Below are 18,170 nucleotides of genomic sequence, written 5' to 3'. Positions count from 1 at the left end.
CCATGGACCTGTTTCGAAGCGAACCTGTCGCCCAGCCCCTGGCCGCTCGCCTGCGCCCGTCCAACCTGGACGAGTACGTCGGCCAGGAGCACCTGCTGGCGCGCGGTAAACCGCTGCGCGAGGCGCTGGAGCAGGGTGCGCTGCACTCGATGATCTTCTGGGGGCCGCCGGGGGTAGGCAAGACCACCCTTGCGCGGTTGCTGGCGCAGTTCTGCGATGCGCACTTCGAAACGGTGTCGGCGGTGCTGGCCGGGGTGAAGGAAATCCGCCAGGCGGTCGAGGTGGCCAAGCAGCAGGCTGGCCAGTACGGCCGCCGCACCATCCTGTTCGTCGACGAAGTGCACCGTTTCAACAAGTCGCAGCAGGATGCCTTCCTGCCCTATGTGGAAGACGGCACCCTGCTGTTCATTGGCGCCACCACCGAAAACCCGTCGTTCGAGCTGAACAACGCACTGCTGTCGCGGGCGCGGGTATATGTGCTCAAAAGCCTGGACGAGGCGGCGCTGCGCAAGCTGGTCAACCGCGCGCTGACTGAAGAGCGCGGCCTGGGCAAGCGCAACCTGCGGGTTGGCGACGACGCGTTCAAGATGCTGATGGCTGCCGCCGATGGCGATGGCCGGCGTATGCTCAACTTCCTCGAGAACGCCTCGGACCTGGCGGAAGACGGCAGCGAGATCGACATCGAGATGCTGCAGAGCCTGCTCGGTGACAGCCGTCGCCGCTTCGACAAGGGCGGCGAGGCGTTCTACGACCAGATTTCCGCGCTGCACAAATCGGTGCGTGGCTCCAACCCCGATGGCGCCCTGTACTGGTTTGCGCGCATGCTCGACGGTGGCTGTGACCCGCTGTACATCGCCCGTCGCGTGGTGCGCATGGCCAGCGAAGACATCGGCAACGCCGACCCGCGCGCGCTCAGCCTGTGCCTGGCGGCCTGGGATGTGCAAGAGCGTCTGGGCAGCCCCGAGGGCGAACTGGCGGTGGCCCAGGCCATCACCTATCTCGCCTGTGCACCGAAGAGCAACGCGGTGTACATGGGCTTCAAGACCGCCCTGCGCGAGGCTGCCGAGCATGGCTCGCTGGAAGTGCCGCTGCACCTGCGCAACGCCCCGACCAAGCTGATGAAGCAGTTGGGCTATGGCGACGAGTACCGCTATGCCCACGACGAGCCCGACGCCTATGCCGCCGGCGAAGATTACTTCCCCGATGAGCTCGAGCCGCGCCAGTACTACCAGCCGGTGCCCCGCGGCCTGGAGCTGAAGATTGGCGAGAAGCTGCGCCACCTGGCCGACCTTGACCGCAACAGCCCCCGCCAACGGAGAAAGCCGTGATTGCACTGATTGCCGCCGTCAGCGCGGGCGGTATTGCCGGTACCTTGTTGCGTTTTGCTGCCACCAACTGGGTGGCTACCCACTGGCCACGGCACTTCTATCTCGGTACGCTGGCGGTCAACCTGATTGGCTGCCTGCTGATCGGCCTGCTTTATGGCCTGTTCCTGCACAAGCCGATCGTGCCGGTCGAGCTGCGCGCCGGGCTGATCGTCGGTTTCCTCGGCGGCCTGACGACTTTTTCCTCCTTTTCGCTGGATACCGTACGCCTGCTGGAAAGCGGGCAAGTGCCCCTGGCTTTGGGCTATACCGGTATCAGCGTGGTGGGCGGGCTGCTCGCGACCTGGGCCGGCCTGTCCCTGACCCGATTCTGAACCAACACCTACACATAACGAGAGAACGATATGCTCGATTCCAAACTGTTACGCGGCCAACTTCAGGAAGTGGCGGATCGCCTGGCCTCCCGTGGCTTCAGCCTGGATGTCGCGCGCATCGAATCCCTGGAAGAGCGCCGCAAGGCGGTGCAGACCCGCACCGAGCAGCTGCAGGCCGAGCGTAACGCCCGTTCCAAGTCCATCGGCCAGGCCAAGGCCAAGGGCGAAGACATTGCGCCGCTGATGGCCGACGTCGAGCGCATGGCCAATGAGCTGGCTGCCGGCAAGACCGAACTGGACGGCATCCAGGCCGAACTGGACGCCATCCTGCTGACCATCCCCAACCTGCCTGACGCCAGCGTACCGGTCGGTGCCAGCGAAGACGACAACGTCGAAGTGCGCCGTTGGGGCACACCGAAGGCCTTCGACTTCGAAATCAAGGACCACGTCGCCCTCGGCGAAGTCAGCGGTGGCCTGGACTTCGAAGCCGCCGCCAAGCTGTCCGGCGCGCGCTTTGCCGTGCTGCGTGGCCCGATCGCCCGCCTGCACCGCGCCCTGGCGCAGTTCATGATCAACCTGCACACCGGCGAGCACGGCTACGAGGAACACTACACCCCGTACCTGGTGCAGGCCCCGGCCCTGCAGGGCACTGGCCAGCTGCCGAAGTTCGAGGAAGACCTGTTCAAGATCAGCCGCGAAGGCGAAGCCGACTTCTACCTGATCCCGACTGCCGAAGTGTCGCTGACCAACCTGGTGGCCGGTGAAATCCTCGACGCCAAGCAGCTGCCGCTGAAGCTGGTTGCACACACACCGTGCTTCCGCAGCGAAGCCGGTGCTTCCGGCCGTGATACCCGCGGTATGATCCGCCAGCACCAGTTCGACAAGGTCGAGATGGTGCAGGTAGTCGAGCCGGCCAAGTCGATGGAAGCCCTGGAAGGCCTGACCGCCAACGCCGAGCGCGTGCTGCAGTTGCTGGAGCTGCCGTACCGCGTGCTGGCCCTGTGCACCGGCGACATGGGCTTTGGCGCGGTGAAAACCTACGACCTGGAAGTGTGGGTGCCGAGCCAGGACAAGTACCGCGAAATCAGCTCGTGCTCCAACTGCGGCGACTTCCAGGCGCGCCGCATGCAGGCCCGCTGGCGCAACCCGGAAACCGGCAAGCCAGAGTTGGTGCACACCCTCAACGGCTCCGGCCTGGCCGTAGGCCGTACCCTGGTTGCGGTGCTGGAAAACTACCAGCAGGCCGACGGTTCGATCCGTGTGCCGGAAGTGCTGAAGCCGTACATGGGCGGCGTCGAGGTCATCCGCTAAATGGATTACCTGCCGCTGTTCCACAAACTGCAGGGCGGCCGCGTGCTGGTTGTCGGCGGCGGTGAGATCGCCTTGCGCAAGGCGCGCCTGCTGGCCGATGCCGGCGCCGCGCTGCGCGTGGTGGCACCGGATGTCGACGGCCAGTTGGCGGCGCTTGCCCGGGAAGCTGGCGGCGAGGTGCTGGTGCGTGGCTATCAGGCAGCCGACCTGGTCGGTTGCCGGCTGGTGATCGCGGCCACCGACGACCCTGGGCTCAATGCCCAGGTGTCGGCGGATGCGCAGGCGCTGAGCCTGCCGGTCAACGTGGTGGATGCGCCGGCCCTGTGCACGGTGATCTTCCCGGCGATCGTCGACCGTTCGCCATTGGTGGTGGCGGTGTCCAGTGGCGGTGATGCCCCGGTGCTGGCGCGCTTGATTCGCGCCAAACTGGAGGCGTGGATCCCGTCCGCCTATGGCGAACTGGCCGGCCTGGCCGCACGTTTCCGCGACAAGGTCAAGGCCCTGTACCCGGACGTCAACCAGCGCCGCGGCTTCTGGGAAACCGTGTTCCAGGGGCCGGTTGCCGAGCGCCAATTGGCTGGGCAGGGCGCCGAGGCCGAGCGCCTGTTGCAGGCGATGGTCGATGGTGCACCGGTGCAGCAGGGTGGTGAGGTGTACTTGGTGGGTGCGGGACCGGGCGATCCGGACTTGCTGACCTTCCGCGCCTTGCGCCTGATGCAGCAGGCCGACGTGGTGCTGTACGACCGCCTGGTGGCACCGGCGATCATCGAGATGTGCCGGCGTGATGCCGAGCGCATCTACGTGGGCAAGCGTCGCGCCGATCATTCCGTACCGCAGGACCAGATCAACCGCCTGCTGGTCGATCTGGCTCGGCAGGGCAAGCGGGTGCTGCGCCTGAAGGGCGGCGATCCGTTCATCTTCGGCCGCGGTGGCGAAGAGATCGAGGAGCTGGCCGAGCATGGCATCCCGTTCCAGGTGGTGCCGGGCATTACCGCGGCCAGCGGGTGTTCCGCCTATGGCGGGATTCCGCTGACTCACCGCGACTATGCCCAGTCGGTGCGTTTCGTGACCGGGCACCTGAAGGATGGCACCAGTAACCTGCCTTGGCATGACCTGGTGGCGCCGGCGCAGACCCTGGTGTTCTACATGGGCTTGGTGGGCTTGCCGACCATCTGTGCCGAGCTGATTCGCCATGGCCGTGCGGCCAGTACCCCGGCGGCGTTGGTGCAGCAGGGGACTACGCGTAATCAGCGGGTGTTCACCGGAACCCTGGCGGATTTGCCGGACCTGGTGGCCCAGCATGAAGTGCATGCACCGACCTTGGTGATTGTCGGGGAGGTGGTGCAGTTGCGTGACAAGCTGGCCTGGTTCGAAGGCTCGCAGAACAGCTGAAATCGTTGCGGCCCATCGCAGGCAAGCCCGCTCCCACAGGTATCTCACATGCCCGAAGCCTTGTGCAGTACCTGTGGGAGATGGCCCAGCCCTTTGGTCTGCGCTGTCGCATAGAGAACTGAATTCGCAAGCGGTCCGTGCATCCTGTGGGAGCGGCTTTAGCCGCGAAGAATCCAACGCGGTGCATGGCACCGGCTGCGCCGGTGTTCGCGGCTAAAGCCGCTCCCACAGGGGCCCTGCTAATTCAACGAGTTATGTGCAGTTCTATGAGAGCTGGCTTGCCTGCGATGGGCTGCAAAGCAGCCCCGGCGATCTCAAACCTGCCAGATTCCTTTGCCTGCCAACCGTTGCCGATCATGCGGCAGGTTGAAGTCCTGCAGTGGCCCCTTGGGCACGATCCCGTTCGGATTGATGGTCTTGTGGCTCATGTAGTAGTGCTTCTGGATATGCTCCATGTCCACTGTACCCGCCACCCCCGGCCACTGATACAGCTCGCGCAGCCAGTTCGACAGGTTGTGGTAATCGCTCAGGCGCCGCAGGTTGCACTTGAAGTGCCCGTGGTACACCGCATCGAAGCGTACCAAGGTGGTGAACAAACGCACATCGGCCTCGGTCAGGTATTCCCCGGCCAGGTAGCGGTTGCGGCTCAGCAAGTTTTCCAGGTAATCCAGCTCGTTAAACACATCGTCGAATGCCGCTTCGTAGGCTTCCTGCGTAGTGGCAAAGCCTGCGCGATACACGCCATTGTTCACCGCCGGGTAGATGCGCTCGTTCAGCGCCTCGATGGTCGGGCGCAGCGGCTCTGGGTACAGGTCCAGCGTATTGCCGGTCAGTTCGTTGAACGCGCTGTTGAAAATGCGGATGATCTCCGACGACTCGTTGTTGACGATGCGCTTTTCTTTCTTGTCCCACAGCACCGGTACAGTCACGCGGCCGGTGTAGTGCGGGTCATCCTGGGTGTAGCGCTGGTGCAGGTACTGCAGTGCGTCGAGGTGGTCGCCGCTGGAGCCTTGCTGCTGGTCGAAAGTCCAGCCTTGGTCCTGCATCAGCCAGCTGACCACGGACACGTCGATCAATGGCTCCAGGCCCTTGAGTGCGCGGAAGATCAGGGTGCGGTGGGCCCACGGGCAGGCCAGCGAGACGTACAGCTGGTAACGGCCGGCTTCGGGAGCGGGCAGCTGATTGCGGCGTTGGGCGTTTTCGCGCTTGAACGTGCCGTCCTTGCCGTTTTCATACCACTGGTCATGCCAGCGGCCGTCGATCAAAAGGCCCATGGTGAGCTCCTCAGAACAAAGTTGTTTGTCGTTGGAGCCCAGTCTAGGGGAAATCGTTCGAATAACTAGCGCAAAGACCGCACTCTTACCATCTAGTTATTCGATTGGTTTCGTGCGCTCCAGTAATCACGTGCCATGGCGAAAGCCTGCTCACGGCCTTGGCCCAGGCCGCGCAGGGCCAAGGCCATGGTCGCGACCACGGCCATTTCACCGTAGCTGTCCTCGGCCTCGCCGCGCCAGACCGCCAGCAATTGCTCGGGCTGCAGGCTTGGCGGCTTCACGTGGCGGCGTTCGCTCAGCGCTGGCCATTCCTCGTCCCAGGCTTCGCCGGCGGTGGTGCCGTACAGATGGCTGATCACATCGGGGTTGACCTCGAGCTCGCCGCCATCACCCTTGATCACCACGGCATGGTCGCCCAGCAGGCGGCTGGCCTCGCGGTGCACCGCCTGGTAACCGGGGTGGAAGATGCTCTGCAGGCCACAACGCGCAGCCAGCGGGTTGAGCACCCGGGCCAGCGAATGGATGGGCGAACGCAGGCCCAGGGTGTTGCGCAGGTCGATCATGCGCTGCAACTGCGGTGCCCAGTCCTGCAGCGGGAAGAAGGCCAGGCGCTGTTGGTCCAGGGCCTGGCTGACCGCAGCCCAGTCACGGCACAGCGGAATTTCCAGCAAAGACAGCAACTGCTCGGTGTACATGCGCCCGGCGGTGTGTGCACCGCCACCGTGCATCAGGATACGCACGCCATTGTTGGCCAGGCATTTGGCAGCCAGCAGGTACCACGGCAGGTGGCGCTTCTTGCCGGCGTAAGTGGGCCAGTCCAGGTCCACGGCGAGGCGCGGCGCCTGCAGGTGCGCGCGCAGGGCCTCGGTGAAGCCGGCCAGTTCTTCGGCGCTTTCTTCCTTGTGTCGCAGCAGCATGAGGAAGGCACCGAGTTGGGCATCTTCGACCTTGCCTTCCAGCAGCAGGGTCATGGCCACACGGGCTTCTTCACGGGTCAGGCCGCGCGCGCCGCGCTTGCCTTTGCCGAGAATGCGCACGAATTCGGCGAACGGATGTTCGGCGGGGGTTTCCAGGGTAAGCGGGCGAGGTTCTGTCATATGCAGTTGGTCGGCTTGGGCAGGCCCGCCAGCTTGGCGGCCAGTTTGGCGGGAGTGCCGTTGAACAGGCGGTTCAGGTGCGGGCTGTTGCCCTTGTCCGGGCCCAGTTTGAGGGCCGTGTACTTGATCAGCGGGCGTGTGGCCGGGGACAGCTGGTACTCCTGGTAGAACTGGCGCAGCAGTTCGAGGATTTCCCAGTGGTCCGCCGTCAGTGGGATGCCCTCGCGCGCGGCCAAGGCCTCGGCGGCGGCATGGGACCAGTCTTGCAGGTCGACCAGGAAGCCGTCCTTGTCCAGGGCGATCGCCTGATCGCCAACGTTGAGGGTATTCATAGCCAGCTGTTGACCTTGTCGTAATGCAGCGACAGTTCGACGAACCCGGCGTAGTCCACGGCCTTGGCCAGCGCGTTGCCGACCGCGCGGGCCTGCACGTCTTCTTCCAGGGCGAACAGGCGCTGGGCCAGGCCGGCGGCCTGCAACTGGCGGTGCGCCTCGCTGCCGCTGCGCAGGGCATATACCGCATCGCCGCACAGCAGCAGAGCGTCGTCGCTGCCGAGCAGGCGCAGGCAGCTGGCCAGGCGCTCGTCGCCAAACGGGGAGTGGGCAATTACATGCAGGGTCGTCATCAGAGCGTTACCACCTGGTCGAAACGGGCGATCAGCGCGGCCAGGGCCGCGTCGTCCAGCACTTGCACCGGCAGCGCCAGGGTGTCGGCTGCCAGGCCACGGCGGGCGAGGCTGTGGCTGCAGGCGAACAGTTCCTCGACGCCGAACATTGGCAGCGCTTGCAGGTTGGCGGCCAGGTTCTTCTGTTGCACGGCGGTGGGCTGCTGGTCCGCAGCGAGCTGGAATACACCGTCATCGAGGAACAGCATGCCCAGCGGCAAATCGAACGCGCCGCCAGCCAGGGCGATGTCCAGCGCCTCACGGGCCGATGGGCCGTTCCAGGGGGCCTGGCGGCTGATGATCAACAAGGATTTGGCCATTTCAGTCGCCTCCGAAGCAGACAAGGCGATCGGCAACCTGCGCTGCCTCATGCAACTGGCCAAGCCCCGACAGCTCCCAGGGTTTGGGCAGGTTCACGGCCGGGCGTTGGTAGCGGTTGGCCTCGGCCTCGTCGAGCACGCCACGGCGCAGGGCGGCGGCGATGCACACCACCGCGTCCAGCTGGTTGGCTTCGATGAAGGCGCGCCATTGGCCAGCCACATCCAGTTCGTCCTGGGGCGCGACCACGTTGGCCGAGGCACTGTGTACCCCGTCCTGATAGAAGAACAGCCGGGCAATCTCATGCCCGCCGGCCAGCACCGCCTCGGCGTAGCGCAGGGCGCGCCGCGATGAGGGCGCATGGGCCGGGGAGAACACCGCGATAGCGAATTTCATGGATAACTCATGCAAAAGGAATGGTGCCATGATAAAGCAAAAAAGCCCGCGGCCGCTTGTGCAAGCGGCCGCGGGCTTTCTATTCAATTCCCTGGCCTACGGTGATTGCGCAAGGTCCGGGGCCGATGCGGTCGGTGTAGCAGCTGGCTTGCCTGCGAGGGGCTGCGCAGCAGCCCCGTGGCCCTGAATGATGGACACCAGGCTCAAGCCTGTTCCTTGCTCTCCGGCAGGAACCAGTTCAGCACCAAGGCACAGATGCCCCCGGTAGCCACACCCGACTCCAGCACATTGCGAATCGCCGCCGGCATATGAGCCAGGAACTCCGGCACCTGCGCCACACCCAGGCCCAAGGCCAGGGACACAGCGATAATCAGCAGGGCACGACGGTCCAGCCGAGTGCTGGCCAGGATATTGATACCCGAAGCCGCAACCGCGCCGAACATGACCATGGCCGCGCCACCCAGCACCGGCTCCGGCACTGCCTGGATTACCCCGGCTACGGTCGGGAACAGGCCCAGCAGCACCAACATCACCGCAATCCACATACCGATATGGCGGCTGGCGATCCCGGTCAGCTGAATCACCCCGTTGTTCTGCGCAAAGATCGAGCTCGGGAAGGTGTTGAACAGGCCGGCCAGCAGCGAGTTGGCACCGTTGACCAGCACACCACCCTTGATCCGCTGCATCCACACCGGGCCTTCGACCGGCTGGCGCGATACCTTGCTGGTGGCGGTGACATCACCGATGGCTTCCAGCGAAGTCACCAGGTAGATCACCAGCATCGGGATGAACAGCGCCCAGGAGAAGCTCAGGCCGAAGTGCAGCGGTGTTGGCACCTGGAACAGCTCGGCCTGGTGCATGCCGGTGAAGTCCAGGCGGCCCAGGTAGCCGGCCAGCGCATAGCCGACCGCCAGGGCGATAACGATGGCGCAGCTGCGCATCCACACCACCGGGATGCGGTTGAGGATGACGATGATCGCCAGCACCACGCCCGACAGCAGCAGGTTCTCGCCATTGGCGAAGGTGCCGTTGGCCATCGCGCCGAAGCCGCCGCCCATGCTGATCAGGCCGACCTTGATCAGGGTCAGGCCGATCATCAGCACCACAATGCCGGTCACCAGCGGAGTGATCAGGCGTTTGACGAAGGGCAGGATGCGCGACACGCCCATCTCGACGAACGAGCCGGCGATTACCACACCAAAGATGGCCGCCATCACGCCCTCTACCGGCGTGCCTTGCTTGACCATCAGCGCTCCGCCGGCGATCAGTGGGCCGACGAAGTTGAAGCTGGTGCCCTGAACGATCAGCAGCCCGGCGCCGAACGGCCCGAAGCGTTTGCACTGGACGAAGGTGGCGATACCCGAGATTACCAGCGACATGGAGACGATCAGGTTGGTATCACGTGCAGAAACACCCAGCGCCTGGCAAATCAGCAGGCCAGGGGTGACGATTGGCACGATGATAGCCAGCAGGTGCTGTAACGCTGCCAGCAGGCCGATCAACAGCCTTGGCTTGTCCTCCAGACCCAGCACCAGTTCATTGGTAGGCGCCGCCGCGCCTGGGCTGTGTTCGTGTGAGCTCATTGCAGAAAGCTGCCCCGGAAGAAAAAAGGATCGCATTCTACGGGGTGATGGCAGATTGGGGTAGAGAAAAGCGCGATGGCAGTATGATCGACGACCATTTGCCTAATTATCTGACTTTAAGGTCAGTTATTGGCGCTGTTTGTTCAAAAAGGTAGTGCGAGCCTGAAACTTGTGCGGCCCCTGTGGGAGCGGGTTCACCCGCGAAGAAACCAAAGCGGTGCTTGGCACCGGCTGTGCCGGTGTGCGCGGTTGAACCCGCTTCCACAAAAAAAGCCCGCCTAAGCGGGCTTTCTCATACAGCAATCAATCAGTCATCACGACCCATGATGCCAAACAGCTGCAGCAGGCTGACAAACAGGTTGTAGATCGACACATACAGGCTGATGGTCGCCATGATGTAGTTACGCTCGCCACCATGAATGATCGCGCTGGTCTGGAACAGGATGCAGACCGACGAGAACAGCACGAAGCCAGCGCTGATCGCCAGTTGCAGGCCGCTGATCTGGAAGAAGAAGCTGGCCACGACAGCACCGAGCAGAACAAAGAAGCCCGCAGTGATGAAGCCGCTGAGGAAGCTCATGTCCTTGCGGGTGATCAGCACATAGGCCGACAGACCACCGAACACCAGTGCAGTCATGGCAAACGCCGAGCTGACCACCTCAGCGCCACCGGCCATGCCCAGGTAACGGTTGAGGATAGGGCCGAGGATAAAGCCCATGAAGCCGGTGAGGGCGAAGGTGGACACCAGGCCCCAGGCCGAATCACGCAGTTTGTTGGTAAGGAAGAACAGCCCGTAGAAGCCGATCAGCACCACGAACACGTTCGGGTAGCCGACGCGCATCTGCTGGGCCACGAAGGCCATGACACCGCTGAAGGCGAGGGTAAGTGCCAGCAGGCTGTACGTATTGCGCAGGACCTTGCTGATCTCCTGCCGCTCGACCTGCTGGCCGTGGTGTACGGCGTAATCCTGTTCGCGCATGGCGACACTCCTTGGTAAACCTGTGGTTTCAAACGTTCAGATGCTAGGAGTCTATCAGAGCTCCCGCAACCCGCGACACAGAGAGTTTGACAGCTTGTTTCATTACGGTATGATGGCGGCCGCAAAACGAGCTGGAAGCGTGGCCGAGTGGTTTAAGGCAACGGTCTTGAAAACCGTCGATGGGCAACTATCCTAGAGTTCGAATCTCTACGCTTCCGCCACATTCAAAGCCCTGATTATTCAGGGCTTTTTGCGTTTCTGGGGTATAGAAAAACTACCCATGAGGACACCCTTGGGAATGTTGCTGCGATCATTGTATTAGGGCGCGTCGTAAAACTTTGCTCATTTGGTCGGCTTGGCGAATGCTCCGACGCGTCGGTAAACCCTTTCGGTGATGTCTTGTTTCGTGTGGCCAGGTGCGCTTCAAGATTTCTTCGATTAGGACGCCCAGGCCGCTGGCCAATCCGGCCAGCAGGCTTCTCAGCTTCTTGTGAGTCTTCTTTTCACGGCGAGGGCCTTGTCCTTGATGTCGTCCTTCCTCATCACCAGCACGTCCGCAGGGCGCCGGCCCGTCAAGTACGCCAAGTCCATGGCGACCTTCAACTCTTCAACCGCCTTTGCGTAAGCCGCCTTCTCCCTGTTTGCCCGGACCGGCGCTGATCGGGCGTCCCGGTACTGAGCTGCCAATGCCGGCGTGATCGCATCGCAAGGCTCTCGGCGGTCCACGTTGAGAATGCGGTCGTTCTCGATCACTGGGCGTCAATGATCGAGACCGGCCTCGTTCTGTGCATCTTCGACTGTCGTGCTGCGTTTGCCTGAGGGGATACCACGGGTAGGCGGGAACGCGCGGCTGCACTGCGCGCCCGCGAACGCTCAGGGGTGTTCGATCACCATTACCGCCGTGGTGTCCGCCTCGAACGCCTCGAACACATGAGGCAGGTTGGCCGAGTAGCTGATGTAGTCACCGGCATGCAGCAGTACCGGCTCGTTGGCAGGGCCGACATTGGCGCTGCCGCTGCACAACACCACGTGTTCGACCGTGCCTGGCAGGTGCGGTTGCGACAGACGCGCCTCCCCGGGCTGCACCTTCAGCCGATAGATATCGCGCTGTACGCCCGCGGGGCAGTCGGCGAGCAGGGTGGCCGCGTAGTTCGACGCTTCGGCGTAGGCGGTCATTCCCTCATTGGCGCGAATCACCCGCAGGTGCTGCTGTGGCTGTTCGAAAAAGCGCGTCACTTGCAGGCCCATGGCCATGGCCAGTGACCACAAGGTCTCGATGCTGGGGTTACCGATGCCGGACTCCAATTGCGATAGCGTCGATTTCGCCACACTGGCCCGTTTGGCCAACTCCGTCACAGACAGGCCCGCCAGCTGTCGTTCGCGCTTGATTGCCAATGCCAACAGGTCGATGCGGCTGAGCGGATTGCTGGCTGGTTGGTTCGTTATGTCATTCATTTGTTCTTTAAATCATCCTTAAATGGGTTGACGACCTGAAATGGCTTGTTCAGTATGTTGGTCGTTAGTTCATTATATTGATCTGTTCGTCAGCCGTTGGGCCAGCATGAAGATGGCTTAGGTTACGTCATCACCCGCAGCAAGGAAGCCGTATAGATGAAGCCAGACGCCCGTGGCGCTGTAGAAATGATATTGGCCATGATGATCTCCGGCACAGTGGGCTGGTTTGTCGTCATGTCCGGGCAATCGCCACAAGCCGTCGTATTTTGGCGCTGCCTGTTCGGCGCCTTGGCAATGCTGGTTGCGTGCCTGGCGCTGGGTGTTTTCCGGCGCTCGCGGCTGGGCCTGCGGCAGTTCGCCCTGGTCTGTCTGGGGGGCGTGGCGCTGATGCTCAACTGGGTGCTGCTGTTCAGTGCCTACGGTCATTCTTCGATTGCCATCGCGACGGTGGTCTATCACATCCAGCCCTTCATGCTGGTTGGCCTGGGCGTAGTGTTCTTCGCCGAGCGGCTGAGCGCGGCAAAAGTGGGCTGGTTGTTATTGGCCTTTGCCGGCCTGGTGCTGATCGTCGTGGCCAGGCGCAGTGGTCAGGCTGTGGGCTCCGATTACCTGGTGGGTATCTGCCTGGCACTGGCCTCGGCGTTCTTCTATGCCGTGGCGGCGGCCATCACCAAGCGCTTGAAAGCATTGCCCGCGCACCTGATCGTGCTGATCCAGATGGTGGTCGGGGTGTTGTTGCTCGCCCCCTTCGTGGACGTAACCGCGGTCGACATGAAGGTCGATGCGTGGAGCTACCTGGTGATCATCGGGGTGGTACATACCGGCGTCATGTCGACGCTGCTCTACAGCGCTATCCAGAAGATTCCCACGGCGTTGGTGGGGGCGCTGTCCTACATCTATCCGATCGTTGCAATCCTGGTCGACTGGATTGCCTTCGGCCGCCCCTTGGGGATCCTGCAGATGGCTGGCGCCGCCGCCATCCTGCTGGCCGCAGCGGGCATGAATTTCGGCTGGACACTGGCGCGGCATGGCGCCGACCTGAGCAAGTCTTCATCTAATCAAGGGAGTTGATCGTGGCTGTGATCCTGTGTGGTCTTGGTGGCTGCCTGCCGCCCCAGGCAATTGACAATCAGCAGATTTCCAACGGGCTGGATACCACCCCCGAGTGGATCGAATCGCGTACCGGCATTCGTGAGCGGCGCATGGTCAGCGCCGGCATTGGCGTGCGCGAACTGGCCATTAAGGCGGGCGCACGGGCCATCGCTTCGGCGGGTGGCCCTCGCATCGATGCGCTGGTGGTCGCCACCACCTCCCCGGAGCGGATCTGTCCGGCCGTGGCGCCGGAAGTGGCCGCAGCGCTGGAGCTCGGAGACATCGCCGCCTACGACATGACCTCCGCCTGCAGCGGTTTCGTCTATGGCCTGGCGACGGCTGCCGGGCTGATCGCTGCCGGCATTGCCGACACGGTCCTGCTCATCGGCGCCGAAGCCTTCACCACCTTCGTCAATCCGCACGACCGCAGCACGCGGCCGATTTTCGGCGATGGCGCCGGTGCCGTGGTGCTGCGCCGCGGTGAGGCCGACGAGGTCGGCGCGCTTGGCTGCTTCGACCTGGGCAGCGACGGTGGCCGTTCCGACCTGCTGGCGATTCCTGCCGGCGGTTCGCGGCAACGTGCGGCCAGTGCCGGGCTTGGCCATGACGCGGTGGCGGCGAGTGAGTTTTTCCTGCACATGGAAGGTCGCGCCGTCTACGAGCAGGCCGTTGCGCGCATGGCGGCCTCGGCCCAGGCCGTGCTCGACCGCTCGCAGTGGTCGATGGCGCAGGTCGACTGGTTCGTCGGCCATCAGGCCAACGTGCGCATCCTGCAGACCGTTGCCTTCGAGCTGGGCCTCGAACCCGACAAGGTCGCCGTCAACATCGAGCGCCTGGGCAACACCCTTACCGCCTCGATCCCCTTGCTGCTCAACGACCTTGCCCTGCGCGGCGACTTGCAGGCCGGCCAGCGCGTACTGGTGAGCGCCTTCGGCGCGGGCCTGTCGTGGGGCTCGACGGTTTTGCGCTGGCCGCAGCTGACTACCCGCGACAGCGAGTGGCAGGACTGATCCCGCTTTTTCCAACCCTAGCACCACCACAAAACAGGAGTCATGTGATGACCGTTAGCAATGAAGCAATCGCCCAGGCTATTTCCGTGCGTTTCAACATCGAGGAAAGCCGCATCGTACCGCAAGCTTCCCTGGAGGACCTGGGCTTCGACTCGCTGTCGCAAGTCGACCTGGCGCAGTTGCTGCGCAAGAAACTGGGGGTGCAGATCAGCGATGCCCAGCTGTCGGATGTCGCCACGGTGGGTGACGTCCTGGCGCTGGTCAACGGTAAAGCGTGATGAGCGCTGATTCGGTGGTGGTCACCGGGATTGGCCTGGTGACACCGGCGGGTATCGGGGTCGAGGAAAACTGGCAGCGGATCCTCGCCGGCCAGACTACGGCGGTTACGGACAAGACCCTCGAAGGGCTGCCGGTGGAGATTTCCTGCCGGGTGCCGAGCTTCGACACGGCGCTGCTGGGGCTGAAAAATCCCTGGCAGTGGGATCGCTATGCCCAGTTCGCCTTGCTCGCGGCGCGTCAGGCGCTGGCCGATGCTGGCCTTGAACCCAGGCAGTGGCGCGATGAAAGCCGCGTGGCGGTGATCATCGGTTCGGGGGCTGGCGGCACGGCCACCCTCGAACAGCAGCATGCGCTGCTGTTGAGTGAAGGCGCCGACGAAGTCTCGTCGCTGACCTTGCCCATGGGCCTGCTGAACATGGCCGCCGGGCAGGTGGCCATCGAATTGGGTGCCCGTGGCCCGTGCCTGGCTCCGTGCTCTGCTTGCGCGTCGGGTGCGTCGGCCCTGGGCATGGCCAAGGACCTGATCGACCGCGGGGTGTGCGACATTGTCGTCGCCGGCGGTGCCGAGGCGCCGATCACGCCGCTGTACGTGGCGGCGTTTTCCCGCATGCGTGCGCTGTCCGCCAACCCTGATGCGGCGACGGCATCGCGCCCGTTCGATGCGCAGCGTAACGGTTTCGTCATTGGAGAAGGCGCCGGGGTCTTCGTGCTCGAGTCTGCGGCGCATGCCCGGGCTCGCGGCGCCAGGAGCCGCGGGCGCCTGCTGGGCTATGGCGCGTCGGCCGACGCCCACCACGTCACCACGCCGCACCCGCAGGGGCTTGGGGCGCGCCTGGCGATGCAGGGGGCCCTGCGCGATGCGGGTATCGAGCCCGCCGAGGTCGACTACGTCAACGCCCATGGGACCTCGACGCCGGGTAATGACGTGGTCGAGTCGAAGGCCATCGCCGAGGTGTTCGGCAACCGCATGCCGGTCAGCTCGACCAAAGGCGTCACCGGCCACCTGCTGGGTGCCGCCGGCGCCATCGAGGCGGCTTACACGCTGCTGGCGCTGGAGCACGGGCAGCTGCCCGCCACGGCCAACCTGCGCAACCCCGACCCGCAGATCACGGTCGACCTGGTGCGTGGCGCACCGCGCGCGCAGCCGATCAAGGTAGCGCTTTCCAATTCATTCGGATTCGGCGGGCAGAACGTTTCACTGGTCTTCGCCGCCTGAAGACCGCCCGTTCATTGCAAGGACCAGCCATGACCCAATCAAGCACTGCGCAGGCGAGCGACGAGCTTCGCGACCTGCTGTTCGCCGGTACCTTTGAAAGCCATCATCGGAGCATCCGTGATGCGCTGTTCGATCCTGTCTTCGCCCCTCGGCAAGGCCTGAACATGGAGCAGGCCGGGCGCCTGGCCTATGCACGCAGCCGCCATGTGCATGGGGCACTGGAGCGCCCGCTGCAGATCCTGGCCAACCCGCGCCGGCTGTTCGCTCTGGCCGAATGGCCGAGCCTGCTGGACGTCGCCAGCTTTTCCTTGCTGATGGTCCACTACAATCTGTGCCTGGGCACCGTCTACGACCACGCAGCCGGGCGCGAAGACATCGCCGATCTCACCGAGGCGCTCGATTCGCTTTCATCGTTCGGCCCCTACATGGCCACCGAGCTGGGTTACGGCAACAACGTTGCGGCGCTGGAAACCGAAGCGGTATACGACGCGCACAGCCAGACCTTCACCCTCAACACCCCGGGCGTGCAGGCTCAGAAGTACATGTCCTACAGCGGCTTTGGCGACATTCCCAAGGTTGCCACGGTCATGGCCCGCCTGAAGATCGACGGCAAGGACCTGGGCGTGTTCCCGTTCCTGGTCAGGCTGTCGACCGAGGCCGGGCTGTGCCCCGGGATCCGTGCTGCACTGTGCCCCGAAAAACCCGTGCAAGGGTTGGACAACGGCCTGACCTGGTTCGACAACGTGCAGGTTCCGCGTAGCGCGCTGTTGCACGGGGACATGGGGCACTTTGCCGAGGATGGCCGCTTCCTGCTCGGTGCCGGCAATGCCCGCGCCCGCTTCCTGCGCGCCATGTCGAGGATCGTTCCCGGCCGCCTGTGCGTGGCCAGTGCCGGCCTTGGTGCCAGCCGCGCCAGCCTCTACATCGCCTTGCGCTATGGCCAGCAGCGCCTGACCAACGCGCCGGGGACCAATGCCATGCCGGTCATCGAATACCGCAGCTACCAGCGTCCGATGTTCTCGGGCCTGGCCAGTGCCTATGCGATGACGCTGCTGCTCAACGAAGCCAAGGCACGCTTCCTGGCCTGTGAGGGTGAGCCCACGGCCGAGGTGGTCAGCCTGATCAACATCACCAAGGCCCTGGCCACCTGGGACGCCACCGAGGTGATCGCCGAGTGCCGCGAGCGCTGTGGCGCCCAGGGCATCTTCAGCGCCAACCGTATCGCCGACTACGGCTCGCTGCTGCAAGGCCTGGTGACGGCCGAGGGCGACAACCTGGTGCTGCTGGGCACCGTTGCCGGTCAACTGCTGGCTCAGGACTGGCAGGGCGAGGAGCCGGCGCGGCCGGGACGGGTGAGCAACTTGGCCGAGCCGGAGTGGCTGATCGCGGCATTGGCCTACCGTGAGCACCAGCTGTGGCAGAGCATTCGCGAGGAGATGGGCGCCGATGAGCGCGGCTACTTCGAGGTCTGGAACGACGCCATGAACCCGGGCCTGGAGCTTGCCCGCCTGCGCGGTGAGCGGATCGCCCTGGAGCAGTTGTACAACGCCAGTCTGCATGCCCGCCAGGACCAGGCCAAAGCTGCGCTAGCGGCGCTGGCAAGCCTCTACGGGCTCAACCTGCTGCAGCGTGACGCGGCCTGGTTCCTGGCCCACGACCGGATCGATGCCAGCCAGACGCTGTCGCTCGATGGCTTGATCGACCGCCAGTGTGCGGTGATCCGCCCGCATGTGGTGACGTTGATCGATGGCTTCGCCCTGTCACCCGAGCTGCTGCGCGCGCCGATCGCGCAGGACGATTACATCCAGGCATTCTGCAAAGAGGTCAATGCCAATGTCGACTGATACCCGCCGCCCAGGCACGGCGCCGCTGCCTGCCAATGTACACACCTATCGATGCCCGGTGCGCTGGTCCGACATGGATGTCTATGGCGTGGTCAACAATGTTTCGTTCCTGCGTCTGCTCGAAGAGGCCCGGGTGGATTTCATCTGGCGTCTGGGCGCCGAGCAGGGCGACGCGTTCTTCAGTGGCGGTTCGGTGGTGGTGCGCCATGCCATCGAATACAAGCGCCCGCTGGTACATCGGCATGAGCCTGTGGATATCCACATGTGGGTGTCGGACATCCGGGCGGCGGCGGTCACCATCGAGTACCAGGTGCGCGATGGCGAAACCCTGTGCGCCCAGGCCAGCACCACCATGGCACCGTTCAATTACGAAGGGCGCTATCCGCGCACCATGAGCGATGAGGAAACCGCGTTTTTCGAGCGTTTCCTCGACCCGCGCAAGGCGGTCGCATGAGCGGGGTCATGGTATGCGCCTGCTGAGAGTCGGGGTCGCCGGCCAGGAGCGACCCTGTGCGCTGGCCGGCGATGGTTCGGTGCGTGATCTGGGCAGCTGGGTCGACG

At 64.0% G+C, this 18,170-nt stretch carries 20 protein-coding genes and 1 tRNA gene; 11 read left to right on the top strand and 10 right to left on the bottom strand.

Annotated elements, in window-relative coordinates; translation table 11 throughout:
* Positions 1–2: 2 nt before the first annotated feature.
* The 4 genes from FQ664_RS18640 to cysG are packed head-to-tail and all read left to right on the top strand — an operon-like array spanning position 3 to position 4,402.
* Complete coding sequence (locus tag FQ664_RS18640; protein WP_144173990.1) at positions 3–1,328, top strand: replication-associated recombination protein A; 1,326 nt, start codon at positions 3–5, stop codon at positions 1,326–1,328.
* The gene (gene crcB, locus FQ664_RS18635; RefSeq protein WP_144173988.1) at positions 1,325–1,699 is read left to right on the top strand and encodes a fluoride efflux transporter CrcB; all 375 of its coding nucleotides are present in this window, start codon (positions 1,325–1,327) and stop codon (positions 1,697–1,699) included. The genes FQ664_RS18640 and crcB overlap by 4 nt, the downstream gene beginning before the upstream one ends.
* A gap of 30 nt (positions 1,700–1,729) precedes the next feature.
* Positions 1,730–3,010 (top strand): serine--tRNA ligase, encoded by a 1,281-nt coding sequence (gene serS / locus FQ664_RS18630; protein WP_144173986.1) that lies wholly within the window; start codon positions 1,730–1,732, stop codon positions 3,008–3,010.
* The gene (gene cysG / locus FQ664_RS18625; protein ID WP_144173985.1) at positions 3,011–4,402 is read left to right on the top strand and encodes a siroheme synthase CysG; all 1,392 of its coding nucleotides are present in this window, start codon (positions 3,011–3,013) and stop codon (positions 4,400–4,402) included.
* Positions 4,403–4,716: 314 nt separating this feature from the next.
* Here the strand turns inward: cysG and FQ664_RS18620 are convergent, their stop codons facing one another.
* The 8 genes from FQ664_RS18620 to FQ664_RS18580 all read right to left on the bottom strand — a co-directional run bounded on the left by FQ664_RS18620 (position 4,717) and on the right by FQ664_RS18580 (position 10,713).
* Complete coding sequence (locus tag FQ664_RS18620) at positions 4,717–5,676, bottom strand: glutathione S-transferase family protein (protein WP_144173984.1); 960 nt, start codon at positions 5,674–5,676, stop codon at positions 4,717–4,719.
* Between the two features lie 92 nt (positions 5,677–5,768).
* Positions 5,769–6,773, bottom strand: a complete 1,005-nt coding sequence (locus tag FQ664_RS18615; protein ID WP_144173983.1) for a glycosyl transferase family protein — start codon at positions 6,771–6,773, stop codon at positions 5,769–5,771.
* Positions 6,770–7,105: a TusE/DsrC/DsvC family sulfur relay protein gene (locus FQ664_RS18610; RefSeq protein ID WP_025339766.1), complete on the bottom strand. Its 336-nt coding sequence runs from the start codon at positions 7,103–7,105 to the stop codon at positions 6,770–6,772. Before FQ664_RS18610 ends, FQ664_RS18615 begins: the two co-directional genes overlap by 4 nt.
* Positions 7,102–7,398: a sulfurtransferase complex subunit TusB gene (tusB, locus tag FQ664_RS18605; protein ID WP_144173982.1), complete on the bottom strand. Its 297-nt coding sequence runs from the start codon at positions 7,396–7,398 to the stop codon at positions 7,102–7,104. The genes FQ664_RS18610 and tusB overlap by 4 nt, the downstream gene beginning before the upstream one ends.
* Positions 7,398–7,757: a sulfurtransferase complex subunit TusC gene (gene tusC, locus FQ664_RS18600; protein WP_144173980.1), complete on the bottom strand. Its 360-nt coding sequence runs from the start codon at positions 7,755–7,757 to the stop codon at positions 7,398–7,400. Before tusC ends, tusB begins: the two co-directional genes overlap by 1 nt.
* Position 7,758: 1 nt before the next feature.
* The gene (tusD, locus tag FQ664_RS18595) at positions 7,759–8,151 is read right to left on the bottom strand and encodes a sulfurtransferase complex subunit TusD (protein WP_144173979.1); all 393 of its coding nucleotides are present in this window, start codon (positions 8,149–8,151) and stop codon (positions 7,759–7,761) included.
* A gap of 203 nt (positions 8,152–8,354) precedes the next feature.
* A complete protein-coding gene (locus FQ664_RS18590) occupies positions 8,355–9,734 on the bottom strand; it encodes a nucleobase:cation symporter-2 family protein (protein ID WP_144173978.1) in 1,380 nt (459 codons plus the stop codon).
* A gap of 307 nt (positions 9,735–10,041) precedes the next feature.
* The gene (locus tag FQ664_RS18580) at positions 10,042–10,713 is read right to left on the bottom strand and encodes a Bax inhibitor-1/YccA family protein (RefSeq protein WP_144173976.1); all 672 of its coding nucleotides are present in this window, start codon (positions 10,711–10,713) and stop codon (positions 10,042–10,044) included.
* Between the two features lie 133 nt (positions 10,714–10,846).
* Between FQ664_RS18580 and FQ664_RS18575 the strand changes: the two genes are divergently transcribed.
* Positions 10,847–10,934 (top strand) — tRNA-Ser (locus FQ664_RS18575).
* Positions 10,935–11,193: 259 nt separating this feature from the next.
* Here FQ664_RS18575 and FQ664_RS28320 read toward each other — a convergent pair.
* Entirely contained in the window at positions 11,194–11,466 is a 273-nt protein-coding gene (locus FQ664_RS28320) for a hypothetical protein (protein WP_474707148.1), read from the bottom strand.
* Between the two features lie 120 nt (positions 11,467–11,586).
* Positions 11,587–12,168 (bottom strand): helix-turn-helix domain-containing protein, encoded by a 582-nt coding sequence (locus FQ664_RS18565; protein ID WP_144173975.1) that lies wholly within the window; start codon positions 12,166–12,168, stop codon positions 11,587–11,589.
* A gap of 156 nt (positions 12,169–12,324) precedes the next feature.
* Here FQ664_RS18565 and FQ664_RS18560 point away from each other — a divergent pair, with 156 nt between their 5' ends.
* The 6 genes from FQ664_RS18560 to FQ664_RS18535 are packed head-to-tail and all read left to right on the top strand — an operon-like array spanning position 12,325 to position 18,063.
* Positions 12,325–13,239: a DMT family transporter gene (locus FQ664_RS18560; protein ID WP_144173974.1), complete on the top strand. Its 915-nt coding sequence runs from the start codon at positions 12,325–12,327 to the stop codon at positions 13,237–13,239.
* A gap of 2 nt (positions 13,240–13,241) precedes the next feature.
* On the top strand, positions 13,242–14,270 hold the full coding sequence (locus FQ664_RS18555) for a beta-ketoacyl-ACP synthase 3 (protein ID WP_144173973.1): 1,029 nt from the start codon (positions 13,242–13,244) through the stop codon (positions 14,268–14,270).
* Between the two features lie 47 nt (positions 14,271–14,317).
* Positions 14,318–14,548, top strand: a complete 231-nt coding sequence (locus tag FQ664_RS18550) for an acyl carrier protein (RefSeq protein WP_144173972.1) — start codon at positions 14,318–14,320, stop codon at positions 14,546–14,548.
* Positions 14,548–15,765, top strand: coding sequence for a beta-ketoacyl-[acyl-carrier-protein] synthase family protein (locus FQ664_RS18545; RefSeq protein ID WP_144173970.1), 1,218 nt, complete (start codon positions 14,548–14,550; stop codon positions 15,763–15,765). Before FQ664_RS18550 ends, FQ664_RS18545 begins: the two co-directional genes overlap by 1 nt.
* A gap of 29 nt (positions 15,766–15,794) precedes the next feature.
* A complete protein-coding gene (locus tag FQ664_RS18540) occupies positions 15,795–17,609 on the top strand; it encodes an acyl-CoA dehydrogenase family protein (RefSeq protein ID WP_144173969.1) in 1,815 nt (604 codons plus the stop codon).
* The gene (locus FQ664_RS18535) at positions 17,599–18,063 is read left to right on the top strand and encodes an acyl-CoA thioesterase (RefSeq protein ID WP_144173968.1); all 465 of its coding nucleotides are present in this window, start codon (positions 17,599–17,601) and stop codon (positions 18,061–18,063) included. The genes FQ664_RS18540 and FQ664_RS18535 overlap by 11 nt, the downstream gene beginning before the upstream one ends.
* Positions 18,064–18,170 lie beyond the last annotated feature (107 nt).

The organism is Pseudomonas persica (assembly GCF_900291015.1).
Taxonomy (GTDB): domain Bacteria; phylum Pseudomonadota; class Gammaproteobacteria; order Pseudomonadales; family Pseudomonadaceae; genus Aquipseudomonas.
This window is presented reverse-complemented; position numbering and strand designations above follow the sequence as displayed.